We start from the raw sequence: 24,803 nt of genomic DNA, 5'->3' as shown, positions 1-24,803 counted from the left end.
TTGAATGTCGAGTTCAAGAGACTTACACCTAGAAGGAGGAAGATTCAAATGAAAAAAGCAATATCTACTTCGTTGGTTGCTATTCTACTCGCAACCAGTGTACCTGCTGCTCTGGCGGCTGACCTGGAAGGAAAAGGAAAAGAGAACGGTAAGCCCGAAGTAAAGGCAGAAGTAAAAGATAAATCGAAAGAAACTTCTGTCAAAGAATCTGATACCGATACAGATAGCGACGATGAGAACTCAACCGAAGCTAGCACAGAAACCAACATCAAAGACGTAAAGTTAAAAAAACAGCTAATCGAGCTTCGCCAAGAGCTCAAGCATACGGCTGAAATCACGGAAGATCAAAAAGCGAAATACGAGCAACTGGTAGCTGATCTGGAAAAAACCACTGACAAGCATGGAGCTTTGGACGTACAGCTTGAGCTTCTTCAGCGCACGTACCAAAAAGGAGACCACACACCCTTCAAAAAGCTTGGAGAACTCCTTGAGGATACAGGCTCGACAGAAGTGAAAGCATTCGTAGATGGAAAACAGGTAAAAGCGGATGTGGCACCGTTTGTAAAGGGTGGAAGAGCTTTGGTGCCTGTGCGTGCGATCAGCTCCGCATTGAAAGCGGAAGTAAACTGGAAGCCAGAGACTCGTAGCGTCGAAATTACGCGCGGCGAAAAATCGATCACGCTGTACCTCGATAAAAAAGAAGCAACTGTAGACGGGAAAACCATTTCTCTGGACACTGCACCTGTCCTGAAAAATGGACGTGTATTCCTGCCTCTTCGCTTCATCAGTGAACAACTGAACGCGAAAGTAGAATGGCAAGAAGAAGGCAAAATCGTCATCATTGACGACCTTCAAGCCCCTAAAGAATCCGAGCAGGTTACAGACGCCAACGATACATCTGCAAAGTAATACAACAAGAAGTCTTCATTTAGCATAGAAAAAAGATAGTGGTTCTCATTGGCTCCTCTTGGCTATGAGATCCGCTATCTTTTTTTATGTTTACCATCACTTTTGCCCATGAGTTTGTGGGGGGATAGCGGCATCCGCCATTTTTCAATGCCTGAAAACAAGCTTTTATCCCCTACAGTTCGTCCAGTCATGTCCAAGCGGCATTCATAAAATATGGTATGAACACGAAGGAGGTGGATGTATGTCTTGTGGTTGTAAGGATCGAGAAAAAAAACACGGGATTGAAAGCGATTGTGATACAGACTTAGACAAGGATTTCGATAGAGACTTGGACGAAGATTTTGAACGAGACCATGATCGTTGTGGTTGTCGCCGCCGCCGTCGTCGTCGCTGCCGGTTTTGTTCCTTCTTCCGTCGCAGGCGTCGCCGCTGTCGTTTTTGTTTCTTCCGCTGTCGTCGTCACCGCCGTTGTTAGTGGTGAAGTTTTAAAGGTGAACGAAACGTCCGAATCATTTGACCCGGACGTTTTGCTTTTTCTACGCTCCAAACCTCTGGCGGTACCCGCATCTTCTACATAATTCCTCGACAGCTTCCCTGCGAGAGAATCCCTCAATCAGATTATTGGCCCGCTCGCCATCCACAATGTCAGTGAACGAAGTCTGATTGATATTCCCCAGATTAATGACCCCTTCCCCATCGAGACAACACGGTACAACGGTTCCATTTTCGAGAATCGCCGCTTGCGTGCGCAGTCCATGGCAAAAGCCTTTTCCATCATCTTCAGGCGCTGTCAGACTCGGCCACTGGAATTCGTAATCTTGGTTCAAATAAACGCGGTCATCGATTTTCACCCCGCTGCCCGGCACTACTTTTTCTTCGATCCGATAGTCCAGTCCAAACTCTTTCTCAATCACTTCGAGTGTCTGGCGGTTTCTACTCTTTTGAATGTTCGTAGCGTTATCCTGTGTCAAATTCCAGAGACGGAAAGAAAAAATCACCTGATGCTCCTGCGCTTCCCGAACAAATGAAAGAATTTCGCGCAAATAACCTTCACGGTCGGTTGAGCCGATATGTCCGTCAAAGCTGTGAAGCGAGAAATTCATTTGTCGGAGCGCAGGCTTGCCCAGCAATTTATGCCGATTTTTTGCAATGAGCGTACCATTCGTGGTGATATTGACCTTGAAGCCTTTCTCATGGCTGATATCGAGCAGCTCATCAATTTTGGGGTGGAGAAGCGGTTCCCCTTTGACGTGCAGATAAATGTAATCAGTATGCGGTTTGATCTCATCCAGCCTTTTCGCAAAGTCTTCTACTTTAATAAAACTTTTACCGCGTTCCGTTGGCGGACAAAAGGTACAGGCGAGATTGCAAACGCTGGTGATTTCTATATAGACTTTTTTAAAGTTTTTCAAGATGTTTTCCCCATTCCAGATGCCTATGATTGATCATACCCATCATAGTACCATAGGAGGGCTTTTACAGGTAACGGTGTATTCTGGTGGTTTGGACGAAATCTCACGTTCCTTTTTCATAGTCCTCTTTCAGCATTCCGTAAATCTCCAGATCCACAATCCCTTTGCCCGACCACAGCGTTGCTTGTCTAAGCGTTCCTTCCTTTATGAAGCCATTCTTCAACAATACTTTTTTAGAGGTCTCATTTTGAGGCATCACTTCCGCCTGTATTCTGTTGACGTTGACATCCATGAACAAAAAGTGGAGCAATAGGCTTACTGCTTCTGTCGCAATCCCTTTTCCCCAATGCGCTTCAGACAAGAAGTAGCCAATCGTCACCATGTTTACCTTTTGATGAAAGTCGAAAGCTTCCATAATACCAAGCAAGTGATCGGGGTTATCATTGGCGAATATCCCCCATTTGATCTTGGATTTTTTCAAATAGTCTCTCTCAAAATGCCCGATCATGCTTTTCACTGTCGCTTTATTATGCTTGGGGATAATCCCGCAGTATGTAAATACATCGTCATTGCTGTAGATTTCAAATACTTCGTCCAAATGCTGCTCTTCGATTTTCTTCAAGGTGAACCGATCTGATTTTAGAATGGGAAACTGGTTAAACAGTACGTCAACGTTCATGATTTCAGCTCCATCTTTTGATATTCTTTACCTTCTTAATTTTTCCAACAGGGCTCCTTTTCCTTCTTATCCACCTAATAGAAAAAAGGTATGGAAGCTCGCCTCCATACCCGCGTCATTCATTTCAAGAATAGTAGATAGACCGCCATAATCCCTGAATCTGCAAGGATATGACTGACGATTGAACCCATCAGTGAGTTGCTCTTGTCTCGCATATATCCCCAAATCATTCCCGCTAAAAAGACTGGCAAAATCATCGCGATATTATACGGCCAGCTAAACAAAGGAATGATGGAGAGGAAATGATAGAGGCTGTAAAACAATGACGTCAGCAAAATCATGGTTCTCTTTGTTCGTCTTCCTTCCAGCTTTTTAAATACATATCCTCTCCAGTAGATTTCCTCAAGAAACGGATTGATCACGAGCAAAACAAGGATGAGCCAAACGACAAGATTGCCTGAGAAATCCCATTGTACCAATAAATTTTGCAGATCATCCTTATCAAACAAAGCGCTGTGAAAGAAATATCCTGCAACAATCATGGTGAGAAAGAAAAGAAGTCCAGTCCAAATGCCGTGATACATATTGGGGCGGTTGATTCCCAATCCCATTTGCCTGAATGTGTCCCGCCATGTGTTTCCTTTCAAAACGATCATGTCTACAAACGGAACCGCAAACAGCCACCCGTAAAACAGCAAAAACGTGACTGGGACGCTACTCATGACTTGTAATCCCAAAAAGATCATGATCGTTGGCCCTAGAAATAACAGAACATGCTTCATCGTATCCCCACCAAATCATGGCTTGTTTTTACTAACAAGATTGTAGCGAGGAACACCAAAAGCGAGTAGTACTAACTTCGCGTAGTACCAAAAAAACGAGGGCATGGATCACTCAAGCCGCCAATGACCATAGCCAGCGCAGCCAGATTGGCAAATCCGCAAAGGGCGAAGCTGATGATCACCACACTTTTTTGCGACAAATTCGCAATCTCAGGGGCAAAAGCTGTGTAGGCAACAAACTCGTTGAGGACAATCTTTTGCCCGATGAAAGAACCAGCCTTTAGCACTTCCTCCCATGGCACCCCGATCATAAAGGCAATCGGCGCGAACAGGTAACCTAAAATATGTTCGAGCGTCAACGCTTGTACTCCCACTAACCCGCCAAGCCAGCCAATAATCGAGTTCAGCAAGAAAATCAACGAGATAAACGCGAGCAATAACGCACCGACACCAGCAGCTACTTTTAACCCGTCCGAGGCTCCACGAGCAGCTGCATCGATGACGTTCCTGGACTCTGTATCTTTCATGACTTCCACATGTTCCACTCTATGTGGCTGCTCTGTCTCCGGCATGATAATTTTCGCAAGCAACAAACCACCCGGCGCTCCCATGAACGCTGCTGCCAGCAAATACTCAATCGGAACACCAAGCATCGCATACCCACCGATAACCGAGCCTGAAACGCACGCAAGTCCACCTGTCATTACAGCAAACAGCTCGGACTTGGTCATTTTTTCAATATAAGGCTTTACGACAAGTGGCGCCTCAATCGGACCCAGAAAAATATTTGCAGAGGCTGACATGGATTCGGTTTCGCTCGTTTTAAGCACCCGAGACAAAAATCCACCAATTATTTTCGTAGCCCACTGCATAATACCAAGATAATACAGGATCGAAATCAAGGATGAGAAAAAGATAATAATCGGTAATACTTGCAGCGCAAATGTAAAGCCTACATTCTGTGCACCCAGTATCCCGCCAAACAAGAACTGAATTCCGGCATTCGTCGAATTAATGATGCTTTGAACAATCGACGCCAAGTACTCCAGAAGCTTTTTCCCAAAATCCCATTTCAGTACGACCAAAGCAAAAATAAACTGAATCGCAAACGCACCAATGACCGTCCTCGGATGAATCGCTCTGCGATTTTTCGAAAACGCAATCGCTATTATAAAAATCCCCAGGATGCCGAGAACTCCCCATATGTATTGCATGAACATATCCTTTCTGTATCGCCAGCTCTGTCGATTTCGCAAATTCTGTCATGTAGTAGATGCAGTTAACTGTTGCACCTTTACAAGATCACTATTGCCAACAAATGTTGTCGTTAATACATCCCAAGCAGGACCCTTCAAAAAACAATACTAAAGTTTTACTAAAAAAATATATAACTACATTAAAAAAAGTGATCAATAGACGAAAAAGAGGCTATCCCTTCCGGACGGCCTCTGCATCTTTTATTTGTTTAACAGATGGAAAACTTGCTCTACGTCTTTGTCACCCCGTCCTGAAAGGTTAATAATCAGGACCTGCTCCGGTGAAAGCGTGGGCGCCAACTGCAAAGCATATGCAATGGCATGGGCGCTTTCCAAGGCAGGAATGATCCCTTCTGTTCTCGATAGTTCTTGAAAAGCCGCCAGCACTTCTTCATTCGTCACCGTGTAGTATTCCGCTCGTCCACTTACTTTTAGCTGGCTGTGTTCTGGGCCAATACCCGGATAGTCTAGACCAGCAGCAATCGAATACGTTTTTTGAGGCTCCCCATTTTCATCTAGTAACACCAGGCATTTAAAGCCATGAATGACGGCTGGAACCCCTTTGGTCAAGGTAGGTGCCTGATCTGGCTCAACACCAATCAGACGAACAGATGGTTCCTCTATATAATGGGCAAAAGCTCCAATCGCGTTACTGCCACCGCCAACAGCAGCGATAACCGCATCCGGCAAACGACCTTCTTTTTCTAGGATTTGTCGCTTGGATTCTTCACTGATAATCGATTGGAAATACTTTACCATCGTTGGGAACGGATGCGGACCAACCGCAGATCCCAATAGATAGAACGTGTTCTGATAGTTTTGTACCAAATCATTCAGCGCCTCATCAACCGCATCCTTCAACCTTCCTTGTCCTTTGGACACCGCTATCACTTTTGCCCCTAAAAGCTCCATTCGAAATACATTCAGGGCCTGTCGTTTCGTATCCTCCGCGCCCATATAGATCACGCATTCCATACCAAACATCGCGCAAACCGTCGCGGTAGCAACTCCATGCTGTCCTGCCCCAGTCTCTGCAATAATACGCTGCGCACCCATTCGCTTTGCCAGTAGGATTTGACCGATAACATTATTGATCTTGTGGGCACCGGTATGGTTTAAATCTTCTCGCTTTAAATAAATTTTGGCCCCGCCAAGTTTTGCCGTTAAATGCCGAGCAAACGTCAACGGATTCTCACGACCTATATATTCTTTCAAATAATACTTGTACTCTTCGATAAATTCCTCGTCATCTTTATACCTTTCGAATTGTTCAGCCAAATAGTCCAATACTTCCTGCAATTGTGGAGGTACAAAGCTCCCTCCGAACTCCCCGAAATATCCCTTTTTTGTCTGTTCTGTCAATGACATGCTCATCTCTCCTCAGCTATAACTAGTCCTTAATCCTTCCTTGCATTTTATAAGATCAAAAGAGCCCGTGTCAAAGTTAATTTTCGATTATTCTGAACTTTGCAGTCGCATCTTATATTGGTACTTTTTACAAAACAAATATTTTACCTTCATATTTTCCCAATATAGTTCGGGTAGTCTAACAAAAGCGGTTTACTACGTCGTTTTTTCATTCGGAGGGATATGATGAAGATTCACTTTCAAAAGAAAAGCTTGCTGATCGCAACAATCACGGCTCTATCCTTGATCGGAACACAAGGGGCAGGTGCAACTCAAAATGTAACGGAAGCACCCGTTGTAGCCGAAATTCATGAGTGGAAAAATCCTCCTGTTCTCGCTGAAGGTATTAAAGAAGGCGGTTTCTCCGGTCTCGTGCATCTCCCTAATGATCCTCCTTCTATCTTTTATACATTGGCTGACCGTGGACCAAATGGGCAATACGGCAAGGACGAGCTGCGTACGTTCCCTGACCAAAACTACACACCACGCTTGTACAAAATCAAAGTGGAGAATGGAAACATTCACGTTTTGGAAACCATCAAGCTGCGTTTGCCACAGGTCAAAATCAACGTTTTTACGAAGACTGCCTATATCAGTGGATTGCCGAACCTCGCTGGCCCTGATGAAGTTCCCTACGATGTGACGGGAACAAAAAAGATTAGTTACGATCCAGACGGTTTAGATTTGGAAGGCATCGCTTACAACCCGGTGGACGATACGTTTTGGTTATCCGACGAATACCGACCATCCATCATTCAAGTAAAGCGTGACGGCACGATCCTGGGCCGCTATGTACCAAAAGGCTCCAAAGAAGCCTTGGTTGCCGCAGGTGCAAAGATGGAGATTTTTGATACGCTGCCAGCCGTCTATTCCAAGCGCATTGCAAACCGTGGCTTCGAAGGTGTCACCATCTCGCCAGACGGCAAGTTCTTGTACACTTCGATCCAAAGTCCGATGGCACTCCCTGATAAAAAGACAGGCGAAGCCTCCCGTAATCTACGCATTTTAAAGATGGATCTCGCTACCAAAAAAATCGTAGGCGAGTACATGTACATCGCAGAGAACGCGAAAGACTTCGTAAAAGTGAAACAGAAAGACGTCGTCATCAGCGACTTGGCAGCACTCAGTCAGGATGTTTTACTGATTGACGAGCGAGACAAAAATGCCGGTGCAAACGCACAAATTAAGCGAATTTACAAAGCAGATTTTTCGAAAGCAACCAATTTACTCGGTACCCCAACAAGTGAGCATGACTTCGAAAAACTCACCGTCGCCCAAGTGAAAGAAAAAGGAATTGTGCCTGTTTCCAAGGAATTGCTGGTGGATGTAGCCAAGCTGAATTATCCGCATGAAAAGCTGGAAGGATTAGCGATTGTGGATAAAAATACGATTGCCATTGTAAATGACAATGATTTCGGCGTTGAAGGCTATGACGAGAAGGGCAAGATTAAAATCAACAGCAATCCAACGCAGATGTATGTGATTAAAGTGGGTAAGGATTTGAAATAAGAAGCAAAAGAAGAAGTCCTGCACTTCGGGTCTGTCAAGATTTTTGTGTAAACTCAATCAACCGATATATGAAAAGGTTTCATCCCCCTAATTGGGACCTCTTTTTCGAAGCCAATAGAGTCAAGGGCGTAAGGCGAAGCGAACCCTTGACGCATTGGTGGAGAGAAAGATAATCCCTTCGGGGATGAAGCCTTTCATTTGTTACCGAATGTACGGCTGTACTCGATCTTCAAAGAAAACGGATAGCTGCAAGAGAATCTGTCCCCAGTTCTGGACGCGTCCCGTCCACTTTCGCAGAACATCCATGGTCACGAGATATAGCATCTTCAGAAGGGCATCGTCTGTGGGAAACATGGCTTTTCCCTTTGTCACTTTTCGGAGCTGTCGATGATAACTCTCGATGACGTTGGTTGTATAGATCAGCTTTCGAATCTCTGGGGGATATTTAAAGAAAGTCGCAATCTCATCCCAGTTATTTCGCCAGGAACGAACCATCAAGGGATATTTACTGCCCCAGGCTTGTTCAAATTGCTCGAGTTCTTCCAATGCAGCTTGCTCCGTTGGAGCCTTATAGATGGGTTTCAGTTCGGACGTAATCTTTTTTAGATCCTTATAGGAAACATACTTGATGGAGTTTCGGATTTGATGGATGACACATTTCTGAATCTCCGTCTTCGGATAACATGCTGAAATGGCTTCTGTAAAGCCTCGAAGGTTATCGACGCTCGTAATGAGAATATCCTGCACTCCACGATTTCTCAGTTCATTGAGTACATGCAGCCAGAATTTTGCTGATTCATTCTCCCCAATCCAGATCCCGAGCACATCTTTATGACCGTCAAGGTCAATACCAATGACCATATAGGCGGCTTTATTGACGATAGCTCCGTCCTGTTTTACCTTAAAGTGAATGGCGTCAAGGAAAACAACAGCATAAACCGCTTGTAAGGGGCGATTTTGCCACTCTTTGATCATCGGTACAATCTTATTCGTTACATTGGATATGAGCGTTGGTGAGACTTCGATGCCATAGAGCTGTTGCAGATGGTCTTGGATATCGCGTGTGGATACGCCTTTGGCATAGAGGGCGAGAATTTGATCTTCGATCCCTGTCACATTGGATTGATGTTTCTTTACAATGTTCGGCTCAAAATCACCCTCTCGATCTCGAGGGACTTGGATGTCAACATCCCCGTACTCAGAACGGACGGTTTTCTTGCTATACCCATTGCGGCTGTTGGTTGTCCGCTTGTTTTTCATGTCATGCTTGGCGTATCCAAGAGAGGACTCGATTTCAGCTTCCAGCATTTCTTGGATCGTGTCTGCGAATAGATCCTTTAACGCTGACTGCACGTCGTCCACTGACTTCATGTTTTTCTCTTTGATCCACTGCTTGATCTGCTCTTTTGACATCATAAAAATCTCCCAACCTTTCTACTCCTAATTGTAGTTTAGAGGTTGAGAGTTTACACAAAATATTTTACAGACTCTGCACTTCCAAAAAGTAGCAGGACTTCTTCGATCCAAATAACTATAACGCCGCCCAGGTGTTTTCCAGCCACTGATCAAAATCAGCACCTTTTTCTCCCTCGTACGTATCATAGATATCGCTTCTCATTTTTTGCAGTTTCTCTTTGAATTCCTCGAGCGTATGATCTTTTGGCAAGCTCTTCTTAATTCTTACCAAGGCTTTCGTTGCGCCTTTGATCAAGTCGCCTTTTTTCTGAGCAGGTAATCGAGCACCTTCCCCAAATGCTTTCAGTTTTTGAAAAGCAGTCTCTTGCACTTTGTATACCGTATCGTTTTCCATGATTCTCGTCAGTAATTTCATTGTTTCTTCATGCTTCCACTGACCCAATTCTTCAACAGCCTCTAAACGCTCTCTCCAATTAGACGTTCGATTGGCAGCTTTTTTTAATTCCTCAAAATTCGGAGGAAACTCATTTTTGATTACAATATTATTCATCAATTCTATCTCCTTCTGACTATCATCCTTCTATTATGGCACTACATCATATGAATAACACCCCCTGCTCACATATAAATTCCTCGAAAAAAGTGTGGAGAGCGAAGAAATTATAGTAAAAAAGCTTCTTGCCGCTCATGATGATGAGGCAAGAAGCTTTTCATTTTTAATTCGGCACGGAATACAAAGACATGATACATCTTGCAGCTTCTTGGTATCCGCCAGCGTTACGGAAAGAGTCCCCTACTTGTATCGCGTGCTGTTTATACATCGATTCGTTCAACACTTGCAGCAAAGCATCCTTCAATGCTGTCGGTGTGAGCTTTCCCCTATCTAACATAATACCCGCTCCCAGCTCCTCCACCCGCTTTGCCACAATCGGCTGATCGGAGCTTAATGGAATCATGACGAGGGGCACATGAAAATAGAGAGCCTCACTCGTACTGTTCATTCCAGCATGTGTAATAAAAGCATCGGCCTGCTGGAGCACTTCCAGTTGCGGAACGTACGGCTTAATGATGAAGTTGGGTGGAATATGTTCTCCAAGAGACTCCAGCTCCGTATCTCTTCCGCAAGACAGTACGAATTGAGCCGGAATATCTTGAAAGGCTGCAAAACACAGTTTGTACAATTCCACATCTTTGGTCAAAATACTGCCCATGGAAATGTACACGACCTTATCGTATGAAGCACGTAGCTTTTCAAACGGAAACGGAGGAGAATCAGGGCGCGAAGTAATCGACGGTCCTGGAAAAATGTAGCTATCGTCCAGTTTGTCAGCATCTGGCTGGAATTCACGGCTGGTAAAAACGATCTTCATGTCCCCATACTGACGGGTAATATCCTCAATGGCAGGGACGGCTACGTTGCATATACGAGCGATGCTCTGTGCAGTTTGCGTCACTCGTTCATAAAGTGCATCCACATCGACATCATCGCTCGCATCAAGCACTCCGACAATTTGACTGAGCGGTTCAGCAAAGGCGAAATTGGTTACCGAGCAGATCGTCGGGATTCCTAACTTCTCCCCTAAAATTGCCCCTCCCCACCCAAACAAGGAGTCAAAAATCAGGTAATCAAATGATTCGTTTTCTATCTGCCTGAGAATCTCGGGAATGTGGGGTTCAATAATACCTCGCAGCATAAAATCGTTGAAATGAAGAGGGTGTCTGAACTCTGTTGGGTTAAAACCTAAATCACGAGATACTTGTTCATCCTTGTGATAAGCGCGGAATTGCGCCCCAGTCTGGGCAAGCCTATCCCGATATTCTTCTGAACACATATAGACGACTTCTTCTCCGTTGTCGACTAGCTGCTTCACTAAACCCAATGTAGGATTTACGTGACCATCTGCTGGAATCGTAACATACAATACGCGTGCCACTCACTCCACCTCCAAAAGAATATTCATTTAGAAAATGTTTCCATTTTATTATAGGTCAGATGGTTGGTAAAAATGGTTAAAATCCAAATATTTCATAATTTGTTCAATATTTTATATGAAGATGTTTAGTATTGTGCATAAACCCATATGTCAAATGATTTCAGGAACCGGCTTGTACATCCAAGAGTTTTTTAAACGCAAAAATCCCTTCAGCCATCATTTCTCCATGTGAAGGGATTCCATCCATATTATTTAATTAACAAAGCCCCGAAAGCCCGGTCCTACAAGGAGTTTAACTTCTTTACTTTTTTAAGATATTTAAAATACTCCTCTCGAAGCGGATGCTTTTTACTCAACCACGGTTTGCTATCTTCCCCTGTGTAGTGAATAATGGCCGGATCTATTCGCAGGTTGCTTTTATAAAGATGTTTGGACTGATAATTCCACTTTGTGTCAAGTTTAAGCCAATTATCATGAAGAATCGCATTCATCGGATCTTGACTGGGATACCGAATAATGCCTTGGTTCTTTCTCATGTAATCCATAATCTTTTTTGTGATGTTATGCTCTCTCCATTTTTTCAAATTCATGACTAATACTCCTGCATTAAAGTAATCACAGTCATCCGGAATAGCCAGATCGGCATGTCTTAGCTTGTTTAATCCTTGCCAAGAATCTATCACCGCTGCAAGGTAATATTGATCAACCTTTGTGTTCCATAATGGAGTGATGTCTTTTTTAATAACGATATCACTGTCCAAATAAATCACTTTTTCAACTTCTTTATCCAGCAGGTCTGGAATAGAAATTCGATGATAGGTTTCCTGCGTTAGATGATCACGGACGAGGAATCCATCATATAGGGTCGGATCAATAGTGACATATTTAATTTGAGCATGGAATCGTTTCACAGTTTTCGTTAAGATGGATTTATTTTCCCCAGAGACTTGACTGTCAATAACGTGAACGATGACTGGGTTTTTCGAAACCTTATTTTCAAAAAGGGAATATAACATGACTGCGAGATGTATAGCAAAACCATCATTAACGGCTGTTACAATATGAATCGTGCCCACTATTCTCCCACCCCATATCCTAATTGAGCTATATATACACACTATTCATGGACAGCGTTGGTTTGTGTGATGAAAATACCCAATTATTTCTAGATGGGAGCACAATTCACAGCTACACCCCTCCGCTGATGCCGCTTTTTTCTGTGTTCGATCAGAAAACCGTTATACGACTAGAGCATGTTCCATCCATCCCCATAAAATATATAAGCTGTAAGAGCGACTCGAATTCGGCAATGACCTTATCCCATAAGTGGCGGTATGAGGGTAATTTGTCCAAGCTTCAGACTGGGCACAAAGAAAGTACCTATTTAAAAGGGTGATGAAATATGATCTCCTTTGTGGTTGGCAGAGGGATGGGCCATCTCGGTAGATGCATTAGCATATCGGAAAAATTGCAGCAGCACCATCTTCCCATTCATGTGTTTGCCTTTCGTGAAACACATGGCTATTTATCGAAAAACCTGCACAATGACGTCCAATTGAAAGCCTTTAAATCCAAAAAATTCGAGGATGGTAAACAAACCACACTATTAATAAATGATTGGCGCTCCGATGTGCCTCGATTTCGCAGTGAGGGGAAAGTGAGTGGAAACACAAAGCTCGTGACCCTCTACCACAGTGACTTTATTATCGGTACTAATGATTCAGCTCCTATGCGGGAATACAAAAATCGCATTGTAGAAATCGCCAATGAATCCGATATCTTTTTGCACATGAACCTTATACCGCCTAAGCAGACCCATCCGCAAATGAACTGCATCTATATCCCGATTCCTTTAATCACCAGAGAAATCAGCCAATCCCCACAAGAAGTGCGACGCATGTTAGGCCTTCAGCAGAACGAGTCCTTTATTCTGGTTCACATGGGCGGCGGACTCGCTAACCGTTATGAACAGATCGTGAAGTGGTATGATCAAATAAACTCACTTGCTGGCCGCTATCGATTTGTTGTCGCTGGGCAATTGGCAGATGAAGATTACCAGTTCGATGAAAGAATCATCAAAGCCCCGCTCATTCCGAATGGCAAAAATCTAGTACAGGCGGCCAGTCTTGTCATTAGCAAACCGGGCATGGGCATTTTAGGAGATTGCATCTCTACAGGAACCCCATTGCTTTTCCTTCCGCCGGATGATGCAGAACGCGAGCAAAAAATAGATATGCTAAGAGAAATAGTCAACAGTGATAAGGTATCGATCCAGGAACCGGAAGAGATTGTACCAAAGATTGAGTATGTGTTAGCAAATAAAGAGGTCATTCAAAAAAGATTTAGCCTTATCCCTACCAACGGCGCTGAGGTCGCAAGCAAAATTATCGAAATGGCATACCGGATCCCGCTATCGAAATTGGCAAAAAGACAGGAAGACCTCCTGCGCTTGACGCCGTATAGCTCCTTTGGACATAAGGGCGGATGACTTTGAAGCAAACAAGGAGGACTGTCTTAGGTAGAAGAGCAATTTCTACTTAAGACAGTCCTCTTACTTGCGCGTTGTTCTGTAATCACTTTCGTACACTTCATTCGCTAGCTCTCTGCCCATTGCTTAAAAAACGCAAGTATTTCATTCAGGTTTTTCGGACCACCAAATGCCTCAAAACATCCTTCTTTCAATCTGCAATGTACCCAATCATTCTCGGTTCTATCTACAACATAATTCTCAAAGGGTCTCTTGTTCTCCAAGGGCGTTTCTTTTAGGTTAATCTTTATCGACCATCCTGGATTATCAATCGTACAGATCGTTATTCCATAACTATGCTCCCAGTTTCCATCACAATTGGATGAGTAATAATTTTCTAACCACTTTATCAAATGCATTGCTGAATCCACCCCTTCCAAGATTTTTTAAGAGCTAATGCGTTTTACCTGCGCTTGTTGTAATATAATTCCATCATTACATCCTTGAAGGTAACCCTTACGTCGAACCAAGATAGGTTCTAAAGCGCACCACAGTGATTGATTCGGTGAAATAACTCTGGAGGCATTACATGTATAAAATCCAACAAGTAGTCCTAGTAATTGGTTTCCTTATGTATTCTCTTACTCCGGTATTTTCTAATAAGATAGATGTTACATCTAGGACTGCCTACGAGAAATACAGCCCGCAAGAATCTCAATCTAATGCACAAGAGTTTCTAGCCCATATCCTAAAGAATATCCATGAAGGAAACTTGGGCAGTGATATCGCTTTCCCTATAACAAAAGATGAACTGCAATCAAAATTCGGTATTAACGAAGACGAATATTTTTCACTAAATGAGCATATCAACTATTTCGAACGCAATGGATATAGATATATGCTTTCTAAATACAAAGGCAAGGAACATCTAGTTGTTATACAAACCCAATTTGAATCATTAACAAAAAAACAGATTTTTAGTATTTTCGGTGAAAAAACGTATGGGGATCATAAGAAGAGATTTGAAATAACCTATAAAATTGGTAATTTCATGGTAATGTTTTTGAATACTGACCCGGATAATCGGATCGACTACAATGCCATCATGCTTTCATCACGTACTCCCTTCGATCGCTCTTGATCAGCTTGAAGCTTTTACATCAAGAGCAACATTGTTCCACCCTCCTCGTAACTAATGTGAGAAGTTACTTAAAAATCAGTAGTAAGGGAGTTTGGCAAATGGTTTTCTGTCCTTTTTGTGATGGTTACGGCATTATTTACAAAGCAAAGGTAATCTCAACTAGCTCAGTAATTTTTATTTGCGATGAATGTGACACGATGTGGGACACCGATGAGATTCTTGCTGAGAATTGCCTTAATTTCAAAGTGTTCATGCAACACTTTGGCTTAAAGGGGCTTTGGTCAGAGCTAGATGAGGCTGGTGTTTATTACCATAAGTAAACATGCCTCACCATTTGTTAAATATAGACCACGCAGTTTTCTGGCTCTTCTTGTCCATCCCCTCCCTATTTAATCAGGTATAGGAGATGATCTAATGAATGAAGTAAAGAAGATCGCTTATAAGAAATTAATTCATCAAGCTTTCCTAGACCTAAAAAACAGTGGTACTTATGACAAAGTTACCTTTGACAGAAATCTCCGCATAGCCCATGCATTCCATAATCTCGCAGAGTTTATCGTTGTAGATTTCGTTGACTTCAATGAAGATGAATTTTGGGCTTCAGTCGGCGCATTAGCCTCTCAATTTGATTTGCACCATTACAGAAAAATTTTCGATGAGGCTGTTATGGACCCTCTTCACTCTTCATCATCCTCCACAGTGAAAGGGTCGGGAAGTATGTCCACCGATTAGTATTTTCTTGTAGAGCGATTTGAAGCGTAACATATTCGCTACATTTACAATATGATGTGCCTAGAACAATCTAAAGAGGTGAGCCGATGGCAGTCGTAAAAGCCAGGAACAGTGATATTGACATGTTGGCAAGGTTGCTTCGAGCCGAAGCTGTAGGTGAAGGCGAAATGGGTATGCTCCTTGTGGGGAATGTCGGAATCAATCGAATAAGAGCGAATTGCTCCGATTTTAAAGGACTACGGACAATTCCTCAAATGATCAACCAGCCACATGCGTTTGAAGCTCTACAACATGGTATGTTCTACCAAAGGTCTAGAGATAAAGAACGCCGTCTGGCACGACGGGCTGTGAATGGGGAGCGCCATTGGCCTGGCAAATTCTCCCTCTGGTATTTTCGTCCGGGAACGGCGCAAAATCCCCTGCCTTGTCCGCCGACCTGGTATAATCAGCCGCACGTGGGACGATACAAGCTTCATTGTTTTTATGAGCCGACCGCAAAAGAATGTCAAAATGTATATAATACTTTTTAGTGTTATGGACGAAAATAGCTCAGACATTACACTGCCCCATGCGAAGAAAGGGGCAGTTTTTTTATATGCTCGTGCGGATCACGATAAATATTGGCTATGTGGTCTACCCAATCATTGTTTTTCGGTTGAACATACAATGTTGAGAATTCATTGTAAAAGGAGTGATTTTTAATGGCATTTAGACCACCTCTAGGGCCACCTCCGGGTCAGCCGCCAGGAACACAGCAAGTACCACAGCCGCTAACTCCTCCTCCGTCGTTCATCCCCCCACAACCCGCTCCCTTTAGAATTGATCCAGGGGCAATTGAAGGTTGTTTGTTCCGTTTTACGTATCTTTGGCTTGCAAATGGAGAGCAGTTCTGGTTTTTCCCCGTTTTTGTAGGTTCTAGATCAATTGCAGGCTTTAGATGGACGGGGAGGACTTGGAGACGAACTGGATTTGATTTACGGTTAATTATTGCATTTACATGCTAAGGCGCAACTCTCTTCTCCTTTGCACCGATTCGATGCACACGATACGCAGCCTTTGAATTTAGGAGCACAAGCCCCAAATAGATTCAACCTGCGCGCGATTTCATGGGCTGCACGATCTTTGTCGTTAATGTGCAGCCTATTTATGCTGCGTACAATAATTGAAACTTTTGTAATCTCTCTGGCCTTCACTCTCGTTTCACACGATTCATCAACCCTTTATCTCCATAACTAATTCAAAATCAAGCTCCCAATCGTACATGTAGAGATGACCGTAACTACTCACCCGAATTGCCGTTCTAATCAAACGGTATTTTTTTGTACGCTATTTGTTAAATTGCTTCCTTGAACGGGATTAGAAAACGTAAGGAGTCGGTGCCCCACGATATACTTTTCTGGTTCAGTCTAACGATTCTTTCGGAAACTGCCGATATATTTAGTATTCCAAAAAATATATTTAATGGGAGTATAATGATTGGCGTTATGCTCACATCTCAAAGGGGAATATCTTATGAGGATTCGAAATCATACTAGAATTTTAAAAGTACTCGCTAGTTTATCTGTTATTTTCGCTACTGTAAATTATCCAGTTATCTCCTTTGCCGAAGCGGTTGATTCTAGTGAAGTCAGTGAAACAAGTAACGCCGATGACATTAATACCGGTATAGCAGACTTGGACTATGATAATGACGAAGTTTTAGCAGTAAGTGGAGATGAGATAGATAGTTTTGTTCCAAAAGAAGCACTCAACCCACATGGTAAGTTTATCGTCGTAGAACGCAAGAAAAAGTCACTTTCCACTTCTCCAGTAGATATTTCCATTATTGATTCTATGGCTAATCGCACGTACCCAGGTGCATTACAACTTGCCAATCAAGCTTTTGCAGAAAATAAACCGAGTGTATTACTGGTACCAAGAAAACCTTTGACGATTAGTATTGATTTACCAGGTTTGAAAAAAGAAAATTCCATTACTGTGGATAATCCAACATACGGTAGTGTGTCTGGAGCAGTAGATGAGCTTGTATCTAAATGGAGCGATGAGTATTCAGCAACACATACTTTACCTGCGCGATTGCAGTATGCAGAATCAATGGTTTATAGCAAATCTCAAATTGGAAGTGCCCTGAATGTTAACGCGAAATATCTTGATTCTACATTAGGAATTGACTTTAATGCGATTGCTAATGGAGAGAAAAAAGTGATGATCGCGGCATATAAACAAATATTTTATACGGTAAATGCGGAACTGCCTAACGATCCATCCGATCTTTTCGATGATAGTGTTACTTTTAAAGATTTAAAACGCAAAGGGGTAAGCGACCAATCCCCACCTGTTATGGTATCGAATGTAGCATATGGTAGAACCATTTATGTGAAATTAGAAACAACCTCTAAGAGCAAAGACGTAAAAGCAGCATTTAAAGCATTGCTTCAGAATACTGGCAATGTAGAAACGAATGCCGAGTACAAGGATATTTTTGAAGACAGTTCCTTTACAGCTGTAGTATTAGGCGGAGATTCACAAGAGCATAACAAGGTCGTTACAAAAGACTTTAGTGAAATCCGGAATATCATCAAAGATAATGCGGAATTTAGCCTAAAGAACCCAGCATATCCAATTTCCTATACCAGTGTTTTCTTAAAAGATAATGCCATTGCTGCCGTTCATAACAATACAGATTATATTGAGACTACCGCTACAGAATATTCAAAAGGTAAAATTTCTCTTGGCCATTATGGCTGGTATGTCGCTCAATTTGATGTATCCTGGGATGAAGTTTCCTATGATAAAAATGGGGAAGAAGTACTCACACATAAAACGTGGGAAGGCAGCAACCAAGACAGAACAGCTCCTTTCACTACAGTCATTCCTCTGCCACCTAATGCAAAAAACATAAGGATTTTTGCGAAAGAATGTACCGGCCTTGCTTGGGAATGGTGGAGAACCGTTATTGATGAGTACAACATTCCATTATCGAGTGAGATTAAAGTTGAGATTGGCGGAACGACATTAAACCCGACTGGTGGTATTACATTTAAATAGTTGTGAAGAGAAACGGCTGAAATCCTTTTTAACGAGGACTTCAGCCGTTTTTCTTTTTCTTATTCCTATGCAGGGGAACAGAGAGGGTTTCACCTCTCTGTTATGCCAATACCTCTCAATTTCATCTCAATTCACTACTCCTCCTAAAAAGAAGTCCCTTGTCCACAAAATATTTCATTATTTCGAAACGAACAGGGAGGGTAACAGTTGCATCATTTCATCCACATGCGGTGATTCTCCAAACATGAGATGCTTGTTCCAATCTTCCGTGCCAAGCTCCCTATCACCCATTTTGATAAAACACAAGCCTCTCCGATAGTAAATATCTTGTTCGTCTGCATCAGAAAACGCTAAGGCCTCTGTATAATCGGAAATGGATAATTGCCACTCCTCCTGTGCTTCATAGACCCATGCACGGTTGTAAAGGACGGTTGCATTTTTCTCTAGTGCAATAGCTTCAGTTAGATCAGCTATGGCCCTGTCATACTCCCCCATCTCATAGTACAGGACAGCCCTATTTGTCCAAGCGGCCATCATTTCCCTATCCTTGTTTAGGGCAGCGGTAAACGTTTTTAGTGCTTGATCATTATTGCCATCCGACATTTCAATTAATCCTAGTGTACACAGGAGCCGCGCATGATCAGGCTCTATTTCTAAACCGAATTCAGCATCTTTTCGGGCCATTTCGAATTTCTCCATTTGATACAATAATGTAGCTCTGTTAAGTAATCCATCAAGATTTTCGGGTTCTATATCAAGCAAGTAGTCATAGTCCGCCATTGCTTTCTCCACATCTCCAAGACGATTGAAGGCAGTAGCTCGATTGAAATAAACCTCTGGAAACGGAGGACTAAGCTTTATCGCTTGGTTATAATCTTCAATGGCTTCATCCAGTCGCCCTATTCGGCTATAGAGGTTTCCACGATCAAAGTAATATTCTGGATAATTGGAATCAATCTGTATCACTTGGCTAAATGTTTCAGCTGCTTCTTCAAACCTTTTTAAAGCTACGTAAATCAGCCCTTTATTATGAAGCAACACCGAGCGATGCAACATATGTTCATCAGGAGCAAGAGTCTGATTTAACCTTTGCCATCCTTCCGTAACCAATCGAAGCGCTTCTTCAGGATTATCCATATGTAACTCTACTAAAGCCAATCCATTTTGGTTAAATACTTGTTGAAATGCACGTTCTTTTTCATCTTCAATCCATTCTGCCAAATCAATGGCTTTTTGTATCCACTCTCTCGCCTTCTCGTGTTCTCGTTCCCGGTGATGCCTCGTATAGTACATCGAAAATCCATATGAAATTTGCATATGAACTCTAAAATCATCAGTGTTTGCGTACACTTCTCCTAAAAGCGTCGGTATATTATCAGTTTCACCCAATGCAGCCAGAGACGTAGCCATTTTCATTGTAAAATACCGGCTATTATCAAATTCGCTGCTCCAATTCGTCAGTTTCCGGCCACGTAGGCTCATATCGATAGTCGCATCGTAAAAACCCATGTTAATGCTATAACTAACTGCTTTAAACAACGCCTCGCTTGCTGATTTCTCAGAAGTACCGCGCTCCAGATGAAACGGAATGGCGCCTAAGTGCAGTGACCACTGCTCTTCTTTTCTAAGAGATTCTGCCCGCTCTTCGTGAAGGCTCTGACGAATTTCAATAGGAGTTGCTTCATAGGCGAGCAATTCCTGCTCACAATCTGATGTGCAGTCAGAAAATATGTATCGTTTCGTTAGCTCAAGTCGCTGTTCGTCAGATAGATTTACTATCCCCCTATCTTGTTCGATGTCAGAAAGAATAGTAATAGGCTCCGTATACGTTTGTAACGCCTTTTTCAGGGCTTCCTTTTCCGCTATTTCACTTGAACTTACGATCACCTGAATCAGGTCAGACTTCGCACGACGCAGAAGTGTACTTATAAATTCTGCATCAAGTTGATCACAGGCCTGCACATTTTCAAAAACCAGGGTCAATTTTCCCATTCGTTCCCGATTCGCTAATGCCAATAATAGATCGATCAAACCATTCGACATGCGAAGTGTACGCAATTTCGAATAATAACGTGTTCTCTCTTTCGGAATAGCAAGAGAGGTAAGTGTTTCTACACTAACAGGAATGACTGCTTTCAGTTCTGGTGCTATGGATAAGATCTCAATACAGTGTGATAAAATCAGGTCTGGCCATTTCGAATAAGCTTCCGGAATAATCTGGCGCAGAAGGTCACCAGTACCTGTATAGGGTCCTCGGAGATTGCAATGACAATTGCTGACATAACATGTGGAGTATTGCTCTTCGAAGTACTTCTTTTCTCGGTCGCTGCGCCGAGATCCAATCAGCCATTGGTGTGTAATCGATTGTTTCATTTCGACTCATCCCCTCTGTTCCATTGATAAATTCCGAATTTCCCTTTTGTTTCTACGCTCTTTTAGGTATAGATAAAATACAATTGCATACTGGATTCCCGTTATAGACAAGAAAACAACGGAATCCCAGAATTTCATATCTTCTCCTGTAAATATGGAGAGAAAAATATTCGTTAAAAGTTGAATAGCGACCGGAATCATATAGAGTATCATTCCTGTCATCATCATCCAGCCAGTTGCGTAAAAAAAGCTGTACCATCTTGCAACCTGATGATCCCGTTCCGTATACTTGGACATATCGACCATCTTGTTCTTTTTTCCAATTAGTCCATACCATATATTTTTCAAATAGGAACGTGTAGCCTCCTGAAGATTTACACACCCCAACATCGTAATCATTAAATAATAGATATCTGTTTGAAGATGAAAATAAAATTGCCAGAAGAAACGCAACAGTGTTGTAAATGCTAGTCCCATACAATATGCAGCTATGATTGTCTTCTCACCTGTATTTATCCAAATTGCACCAGCAACGATCACCAATAAGGAATACCACAAAATATCACCGAACATTCCAATTAAAAAGGGAAGAATACGCTTTCGTTTTGGGAATCCCCAAATACCAGGCATGGAAGAAGTGAAGACCAAAAAGTACATTCTTCTGCCTATACTTAGTTCTGACGGGATACCCAGTCTTCGTCCGGCAAGCATGTGCATCATTTCATGAAACAAGATCCCTGGAATCTGACCGATCGTCATGCCAAGAAAAATCACCATGGCGTAATCGGAAAATAAGATGCTTTGTCGACCCGGGCGAATCTGTGGATATTGGTATAACAACCACAAGGCACAGGTTATGATGACACCATAAATCAGCCAACCAAGTGGAGAAAAAGCTAGCTTACCCAACCATTGCCCCGATACTTTCTGCGCTTTCGTTTCCTTTTCCTCAACATCACAAATAAATGTCAGGTCGCGTAATGTCTGCAAAAAATCATCCATGTCCACTTCATCGTGATAGGTATCTTGATACCAGGAATGAGCTTCGGCAACCCCCATGCCCTCTTGCAGTTTTCGTACAAGTGCTGCTCCATCCTCAGGAAAAACAGCAAACGTATCCGTTCCAAACCGCCCAATCAGGACTCCTTGCTTATCCTCCAGAAATGTTAACGGGTGTAATTGGATCATGCGATTTTCGTTCATGACTTTCCTCCCGGATGTTGTCATGCTATCTTCATAATTGAAAAAGAGGGGCAAATGCCCCACTTTTCCATGTTACTAAAAAATCTTTATGCTTCCATACAAGTGCAGTCGTACATTGTGTTAGCTACTGAAGTCAATTTTACAGGCTCGGTTTTTTGCACAGTAATTTTTTTCATAATAATGCCTCCGATAAATTGTTATTTATACCATATTCGCGAATGTATGGTATATACTGGTAATGATAGCTTGTATTTTTCTGACTGTCAACAATCTTTTGATTTTTTTGAAAATAAAATATTTTCGGTAAAAATACAAGAAAACGAAGGTAGCTTTCATCTGCCACCAATTTTTCTATTTTTGCGATTCCATTTATTTTAATGCTTTTCCCATCTCCCACATTACTCCACCCTTTATATCTTAAGAGTCTTATCGCTTCCATTATGAATCAAATTTATTACTAAATAACCCTTCCACATTTAGGAAGGGTCTAGACACCAATGCTTCTTGCTTTCATTTTTCCGTACTAACAGTGTACAGCACTCCACATGTGACGAGTAGACAGTAGGGGTGGTAGCCCCGTAGCGTGAATACAGTGTTATGCGCCGTTACTGTCTTCGAAGCATCACCTAAAAACCTTTGATCAAGATTCCAACTCTATTTTTTACTTTGGTATAAAAACTCAATTTCACGATCTAGCAAATATCGATATTCAAATAGTTGCAATGTTCTTTCCCTAATTCTCTCCCGTATAACCCTGCCTAGGCTTACCGATCCTTGTGATCCAAGGTAACGATTATCAATAAATGTCTTCTCTACAAATTTTGTTTCCCTTAGATGATACTGTAACCATTCTTTCTGCGATTCAATTAGTGCTTCTCTTGGTTCTCTATCCAACTTAGAAAGAAGCTTTTTATATATTTGATTCAACTCTTTATCCCAAATCTCTGTATATTTGCTTTCCAAAGCCCCCCATCCCAATGTTGTAATTATCTCTTTGGAATTTTGAAGTTCATTAAATTCCACTTCATAATCATGATCGATAGGATTTCGAAGTATTTCATCATAAAATTCTCCTTTCGATTCATAGTTCCCAATGTTCATGGATAACACTTCATTGTTAGAAGGATCTGATCGACCTTCAGTTATTTCTTTCGATTCTGTTCCATTACCTGTACTCACTACATCAGGAGGCAGTTCCGAATTCATTATTGATTTAGTTTCGCCGTTCAAAGTAGTCGATTGACTACTATTTTGACAAGATGAACACATTATCGTAATAAAAAGTAATAAGAGTATCTTACCTTTCATAAATTATCTCCTTAACTATTATCTTTACTATTTACCGGTAATGGCGCATATCCTAGATTAGCTCTCGACAGATGCATCCTTTTCGTCTCAGTAGGTATTGTTGATAATTTGTGCCGAGAAGATGAATAAAAGCACCTTGGCAATAATTGTCAAAGTGCTTTTGTTACACAAGAACAAAGCATCCGATTTTACCACCCTGGGTCAGTACCATAGGAAACTACTTGAGAATGGTTTGGAATGTTTTGCACCTCATTTGCTTGAATAGTTAGAGGCACAGCAACTAAGAACACCGTCATAAATATATGCATGAGAAGCCTGTTCATCACTTTCCCCTTTGGATTTCGTTTATTAATGTCCGGGATTATCCGAATATAACTTTATAGTTTTTATTGGAGAAACGTTAGTTCCATGTTCAATTTCATTCCTAACATTAGGAGTAGTTACTGTCAAGACAGAGAACGAGATTATAACAGAACAGGTTACAATATTCATTACTAACTTTTTCATCATTCATCCCTCGCTTCGCTTTCCTTATATACTTCATTATATACTTCTTTCAGATTTCCTATAAGTTCCAATTTCATCATTTCTTCATGTGTGTAATGATGAGAATGTATCTCATTGTAACATTGCAAAATACTTTTATAATCACTTATCTTAGCGTAATACAATATACTATTTAGATAAGCCTCCATTCCTTCATCAAAACAACCCCTCTTAACCAAAAATCTGCCTTTGTATTTGTAGTACCTTCCTAGTTCGGAATATTGATATGGATCGGTGTACTGAAGTAATAATTTACTCTCTTCTGACCCTAGAATACTGCTAATTGAATCAAGATCATTGACTTTAAATAAAGCTTCCAAAAGCATATTTACTCGATGTAAACGATTACTATCAGTTACTTCTTCTACACACTGATACAACATAGGAATAGCAACGCTATATTTCCCTGTCCGAGATAGAATAATGGCGCGGTAAAACTTCAACCGTTTAATAATCTGCGTGTACTTCAATTCTTCATAAATATTCAGGTGTTCTTCCAAGTTACTATATTTTCCTAAGAATAGGTATGAGTTGCATATAGCTAATGCAACCTGTTCTTTTAATGTATTACTTGTCTTATCTTCGAGATGTGTGTTTGGCAAAATAAAAGTACACACTTTGGCAACCGAAAAGTGCAGACCATTTCCGAACATGAAAAAAGCCTTGCCAGCTAACTAAACA

At 41.9% G+C, this 24,803-nt stretch carries 24 protein-coding genes; 8 read left to right on the top strand and 16 right to left on the bottom strand.

Going from position 1 to position 24,803, the window contains the following annotated elements; translation table 11 throughout:
* Positions 1-48: 48 nt before the first annotated feature.
* Positions 49-909: a copper amine oxidase N-terminal domain-containing protein gene (locus tag ACUUHJ_RS04375; RefSeq protein WP_472298339.1), complete on the top strand. Its 861-nt coding sequence runs from the start codon at positions 49-51 to the stop codon at positions 907-909.
* A gap of 304 nt (positions 910-1,213) precedes the next feature.
* Here ACUUHJ_RS04375 and ACUUHJ_RS04370 read toward each other — a convergent pair whose 3' ends face one another.
* The 6 genes from ACUUHJ_RS04370 to trpB all read right to left on the bottom strand — a co-directional run bounded on the left by ACUUHJ_RS04370 (position 1,214) and on the right by trpB (position 6,406).
* Positions 1,214-1,456, bottom strand: a complete 243-nt coding sequence (locus ACUUHJ_RS04370) for a hypothetical protein (protein ID WP_472298338.1) — start codon at positions 1,454-1,456, stop codon at positions 1,214-1,216.
* Positions 1,446-2,321 carry a radical SAM/SPASM domain-containing protein gene (locus ACUUHJ_RS04365; protein WP_289676149.1) on the bottom strand — a complete coding sequence of 292 codons (876 nt, stop codon included), beginning with the start codon at positions 2,319-2,321 and terminating at the stop codon, positions 1,446-1,448. The genes ACUUHJ_RS04370 and ACUUHJ_RS04365 overlap by 11 nt, the downstream gene beginning before the upstream one ends.
* A 103-nt stretch (positions 2,322-2,424) precedes the next feature.
* A complete protein-coding gene (locus ACUUHJ_RS04360) occupies positions 2,425-3,000 on the bottom strand; it encodes a GNAT family N-acetyltransferase (protein WP_472298337.1) in 576 nt (191 codons plus the stop codon).
* A 119-nt stretch (positions 3,001-3,119) separates the two neighbouring features.
* Complete coding sequence (locus ACUUHJ_RS04355) at positions 3,120-3,782, bottom strand: CPBP family intramembrane glutamic endopeptidase (protein ID WP_289676148.1); 663 nt, start codon at positions 3,780-3,782, stop codon at positions 3,120-3,122.
* Between the two features lie 71 nt (positions 3,783-3,853).
* Complete coding sequence (locus ACUUHJ_RS04350; protein ID WP_472298336.1) at positions 3,854-4,996, bottom strand: NupC/NupG family nucleoside CNT transporter; 1,143 nt, start codon at positions 4,994-4,996, stop codon at positions 3,854-3,856.
* Positions 4,997-5,239: 243 nt separating this feature from the next.
* On the bottom strand, positions 5,240-6,406 hold the full coding sequence (gene trpB / locus ACUUHJ_RS04345; RefSeq protein WP_289676146.1) for a tryptophan synthase subunit beta: 1,167 nt from the start codon (positions 6,404-6,406) through the stop codon (positions 5,240-5,242).
* A 222-nt stretch (positions 6,407-6,628) separates the two neighbouring features.
* Between trpB and ACUUHJ_RS04340 the strand changes: the two genes are divergently transcribed.
* Positions 6,629-7,954, top strand: a complete 1,326-nt coding sequence (locus tag ACUUHJ_RS04340) for an esterase-like activity of phytase family protein (protein ID WP_472298335.1) — start codon at positions 6,629-6,631, stop codon at positions 7,952-7,954.
* Between the two features lie 201 nt (positions 7,955-8,155).
* On the opposite strand, the gene ACUUHJ_RS04335 is transcribed toward ACUUHJ_RS04340, so the two are convergent.
* The 4 genes from ACUUHJ_RS04335 to ACUUHJ_RS04320 form a co-directional block, all read right to left on the bottom strand.
* A complete protein-coding gene (locus tag ACUUHJ_RS04335; protein ID WP_289673754.1) occupies positions 8,156-9,370 on the bottom strand; it encodes an IS256 family transposase in 1,215 nt (404 codons plus the stop codon).
* A gap of 115 nt (positions 9,371-9,485) precedes the next feature.
* Positions 9,486-9,920: a HEAT repeat domain-containing protein gene (locus ACUUHJ_RS04330; protein WP_472298334.1), complete on the bottom strand. Its 435-nt coding sequence runs from the start codon at positions 9,918-9,920 to the stop codon at positions 9,486-9,488.
* A gap of 166 nt (positions 9,921-10,086) precedes the next feature.
* Positions 10,087-11,304, bottom strand: coding sequence for a macrolide family glycosyltransferase (locus ACUUHJ_RS04325; RefSeq protein ID WP_472298333.1), 1,218 nt, complete (start codon positions 11,302-11,304; stop codon positions 10,087-10,089).
* Positions 11,305-11,585: 281 nt separating this feature from the next.
* On the bottom strand, positions 11,586-12,380 hold the full coding sequence (locus ACUUHJ_RS04320; protein WP_173605867.1) for a glycosyltransferase family 8 protein: 795 nt from the start codon (positions 12,378-12,380) through the stop codon (positions 11,586-11,588).
* Positions 12,381-12,706: 326 nt separating this feature from the next.
* Here ACUUHJ_RS04320 and ACUUHJ_RS04315 point away from each other — a divergent pair, with 326 nt between their 5' ends.
* Entirely contained in the window at positions 12,707-13,792 is a 1,086-nt protein-coding gene (locus tag ACUUHJ_RS04315; protein ID WP_289676142.1) for a hypothetical protein, read from the top strand.
* Positions 13,793-13,899: 107 nt separating this feature from the next.
* Here the strand turns inward: ACUUHJ_RS04315 and ACUUHJ_RS04310 are convergent, their stop codons facing one another.
* Positions 13,900-14,190: an immunity 53 family protein gene (locus ACUUHJ_RS04310; protein WP_289676141.1), complete on the bottom strand. Its 291-nt coding sequence runs from the start codon at positions 14,188-14,190 to the stop codon at positions 13,900-13,902.
* A 170-nt stretch (positions 14,191-14,360) separates the two neighbouring features.
* On the opposite strand from ACUUHJ_RS04310, the gene ACUUHJ_RS04305 reads away from it, so the two are divergent.
* The 5 genes from ACUUHJ_RS04305 (at position 14,361) to ACUUHJ_RS04285 (ending at position 18,692) form a co-directional block, all read left to right on the top strand.
* The gene (locus ACUUHJ_RS04305) at positions 14,361-14,912 is read left to right on the top strand and encodes a hypothetical protein (protein ID WP_472298332.1); all 552 of its coding nucleotides are present in this window, start codon (positions 14,361-14,363) and stop codon (positions 14,910-14,912) included.
* 414 nt (positions 14,913-15,326) lie between these two features.
* Entirely contained in the window at positions 15,327-15,644 is a 318-nt protein-coding gene (locus ACUUHJ_RS04300) for a hypothetical protein (protein WP_472298331.1), read from the top strand.
* An 86-nt stretch (positions 15,645-15,730) separates the two neighbouring features.
* Positions 15,731-16,174 carry a cell wall hydrolase gene (locus tag ACUUHJ_RS04295; RefSeq protein WP_289676138.1) on the top strand — a complete coding sequence of 148 codons (444 nt, stop codon included), beginning with the start codon at positions 15,731-15,733 and terminating at the stop codon, positions 16,172-16,174.
* Between the two features lie 171 nt (positions 16,175-16,345).
* Positions 16,346-16,648, top strand: coding sequence for a hypothetical protein (locus ACUUHJ_RS04290; RefSeq protein ID WP_012684471.1), 303 nt, complete (start codon positions 16,346-16,348; stop codon positions 16,646-16,648).
* 508 nt (positions 16,649-17,156) lie between these two features.
* Positions 17,157-18,692, top strand: coding sequence for a thiol-activated cytolysin family protein (locus ACUUHJ_RS04285; RefSeq protein ID WP_472298330.1), 1,536 nt, complete (start codon positions 17,157-17,159; stop codon positions 18,690-18,692).
* 177 nt (positions 18,693-18,869) lie between these two features.
* Here the strand turns inward: ACUUHJ_RS04285 and ACUUHJ_RS04280 are convergent, their stop codons facing one another.
* The 5 genes from ACUUHJ_RS04280 to ACUUHJ_RS04260 form a co-directional block, all read right to left on the bottom strand.
* A complete protein-coding gene (locus ACUUHJ_RS04280; RefSeq protein WP_472298329.1) occupies positions 18,870-21,065 on the bottom strand; it encodes a tetratricopeptide repeat protein in 2,196 nt (731 codons plus the stop codon).
* 6 nt (positions 21,066-21,071) lie between these two features.
* On the bottom strand, positions 21,072-22,268 hold the full coding sequence (locus tag ACUUHJ_RS04275) for a hypothetical protein (RefSeq protein WP_289676134.1): 1,197 nt from the start codon (positions 22,266-22,268) through the stop codon (positions 21,072-21,074).
* A 172-nt stretch (positions 22,269-22,440) separates the two neighbouring features.
* Positions 22,441-22,665 carry a hypothetical protein gene (locus ACUUHJ_RS04270; protein WP_472298328.1) on the bottom strand — a complete coding sequence of 75 codons (225 nt, stop codon included), beginning with the start codon at positions 22,663-22,665 and terminating at the stop codon, positions 22,441-22,443.
* A gap of 257 nt (positions 22,666-22,922) precedes the next feature.
* Positions 22,923-23,576, bottom strand: a complete 654-nt coding sequence (locus tag ACUUHJ_RS04265; RefSeq protein WP_472298327.1) for a lysozyme inhibitor LprI family protein — start codon at positions 23,574-23,576, stop codon at positions 22,923-22,925.
* 506 nt (positions 23,577-24,082) lie between these two features.
* On the bottom strand, positions 24,083-24,775 hold the full coding sequence (locus ACUUHJ_RS04260; RefSeq protein ID WP_472298326.1) for a hypothetical protein: 693 nt from the start codon (positions 24,773-24,775) through the stop codon (positions 24,083-24,085).
* Positions 24,776-24,803 lie beyond the last annotated feature (28 nt).

It is taken from the genome of Brevibacillus schisleri (assembly GCF_055685845.1).
Note: the sequence above shows the minus strand (reverse complement) of the source record. Positions and strands in the feature narration are given on the sequence as shown.

Excerpts from the sequence above, each read along its gene's own strand:
- ACUUHJ_RS04355 (WP_289676148.1), bottom strand. The coding sequence starts at position 3,782 with ATGAAGCATGTTCTGTTATTTCTAGGGCCAACGATCATGATCTTTTTG.
- ACUUHJ_RS04290 (WP_012684471.1), top strand. The coding sequence starts at position 16,346 with ATGGCATTTAGACCACCTCTAGGGCCACCTCCGGGTCAGCCGCCAGGA.
- ACUUHJ_RS04340 (WP_472298335.1), top strand. The coding sequence starts at position 6,629 with ATGATGAAGATTCACTTTCAAAAGAAAAGCTTGCTGATCGCAACAATC.
- trpB (WP_289676146.1), bottom strand. The coding sequence starts at position 6,406 with ATGTCATTGACAGAACAGACAAAAAAGGGATATTTCGGGGAGTTCGGA.
- ACUUHJ_RS04260 (WP_472298326.1), bottom strand. The coding sequence starts at position 24,775 with ATGTTCGGAAATGGTCTGCACTTTTCGGTTGCCAAAGTGTGTACTTTT.
- ACUUHJ_RS04300 (WP_472298331.1), top strand. The coding sequence starts at position 15,327 with ATGAATGAAGTAAAGAAGATCGCTTATAAGAAATTAATTCATCAAGCT.
- ACUUHJ_RS04275 (WP_289676134.1), bottom strand. The coding sequence starts at position 22,268 with ATGAACGAAAATCGCATGATCCAATTACACCCGTTAACATTTCTGGAG.
- ACUUHJ_RS04280 (WP_472298329.1), bottom strand. The coding sequence starts at position 21,065 with ATGAAACAATCGATTACACACCAATGGCTGATTGGATCTCGGCGCAGC.
- ACUUHJ_RS04315 (WP_289676142.1), top strand. The coding sequence starts at position 12,707 with ATGATCTCCTTTGTGGTTGGCAGAGGGATGGGCCATCTCGGTAGATGC.
- ACUUHJ_RS04335 (WP_289673754.1), bottom strand. The coding sequence starts at position 9,370 with ATGATGTCAAAAGAGCAGATCAAGCAGTGGATCAAAGAGAAAAACATG.
- ACUUHJ_RS04310 (WP_289676141.1), bottom strand. The coding sequence starts at position 14,190 with ATGCATTTGATAAAGTGGTTAGAAAATTATTACTCATCCAATTGTGAT.
- ACUUHJ_RS04295 (WP_289676138.1), top strand. The coding sequence starts at position 15,731 with ATGGCAGTCGTAAAAGCCAGGAACAGTGATATTGACATGTTGGCAAGG.
- ACUUHJ_RS04360 (WP_472298337.1), bottom strand. The coding sequence starts at position 3,000 with ATGAACGTTGACGTACTGTTTAACCAGTTTCCCATTCTAAAATCAGAT.
- ACUUHJ_RS04330 (WP_472298334.1), bottom strand. The coding sequence starts at position 9,920 with ATGAATAATATTGTAATCAAAAATGAGTTTCCTCCGAATTTTGAGGAA.
- ACUUHJ_RS04265 (WP_472298327.1), bottom strand. The coding sequence starts at position 23,576 with ATGAAAGGTAAGATACTCTTATTACTTTTTATTACGATAATGTGTTCA.
- ACUUHJ_RS04350 (WP_472298336.1), bottom strand. The coding sequence starts at position 4,996 with ATGCAATACATATGGGGAGTTCTCGGCATCCTGGGGATTTTTATAATA.
- ACUUHJ_RS04285 (WP_472298330.1), top strand. The coding sequence starts at position 17,157 with ATGAGGATTCGAAATCATACTAGAATTTTAAAAGTACTCGCTAGTTTA.
- ACUUHJ_RS04375 (WP_472298339.1), top strand. The coding sequence starts at position 49 with ATGAAAAAAGCAATATCTACTTCGTTGGTTGCTATTCTACTCGCAACC.
- ACUUHJ_RS04305 (WP_472298332.1), top strand. The coding sequence starts at position 14,361 with ATGTATAAAATCCAACAAGTAGTCCTAGTAATTGGTTTCCTTATGTAT.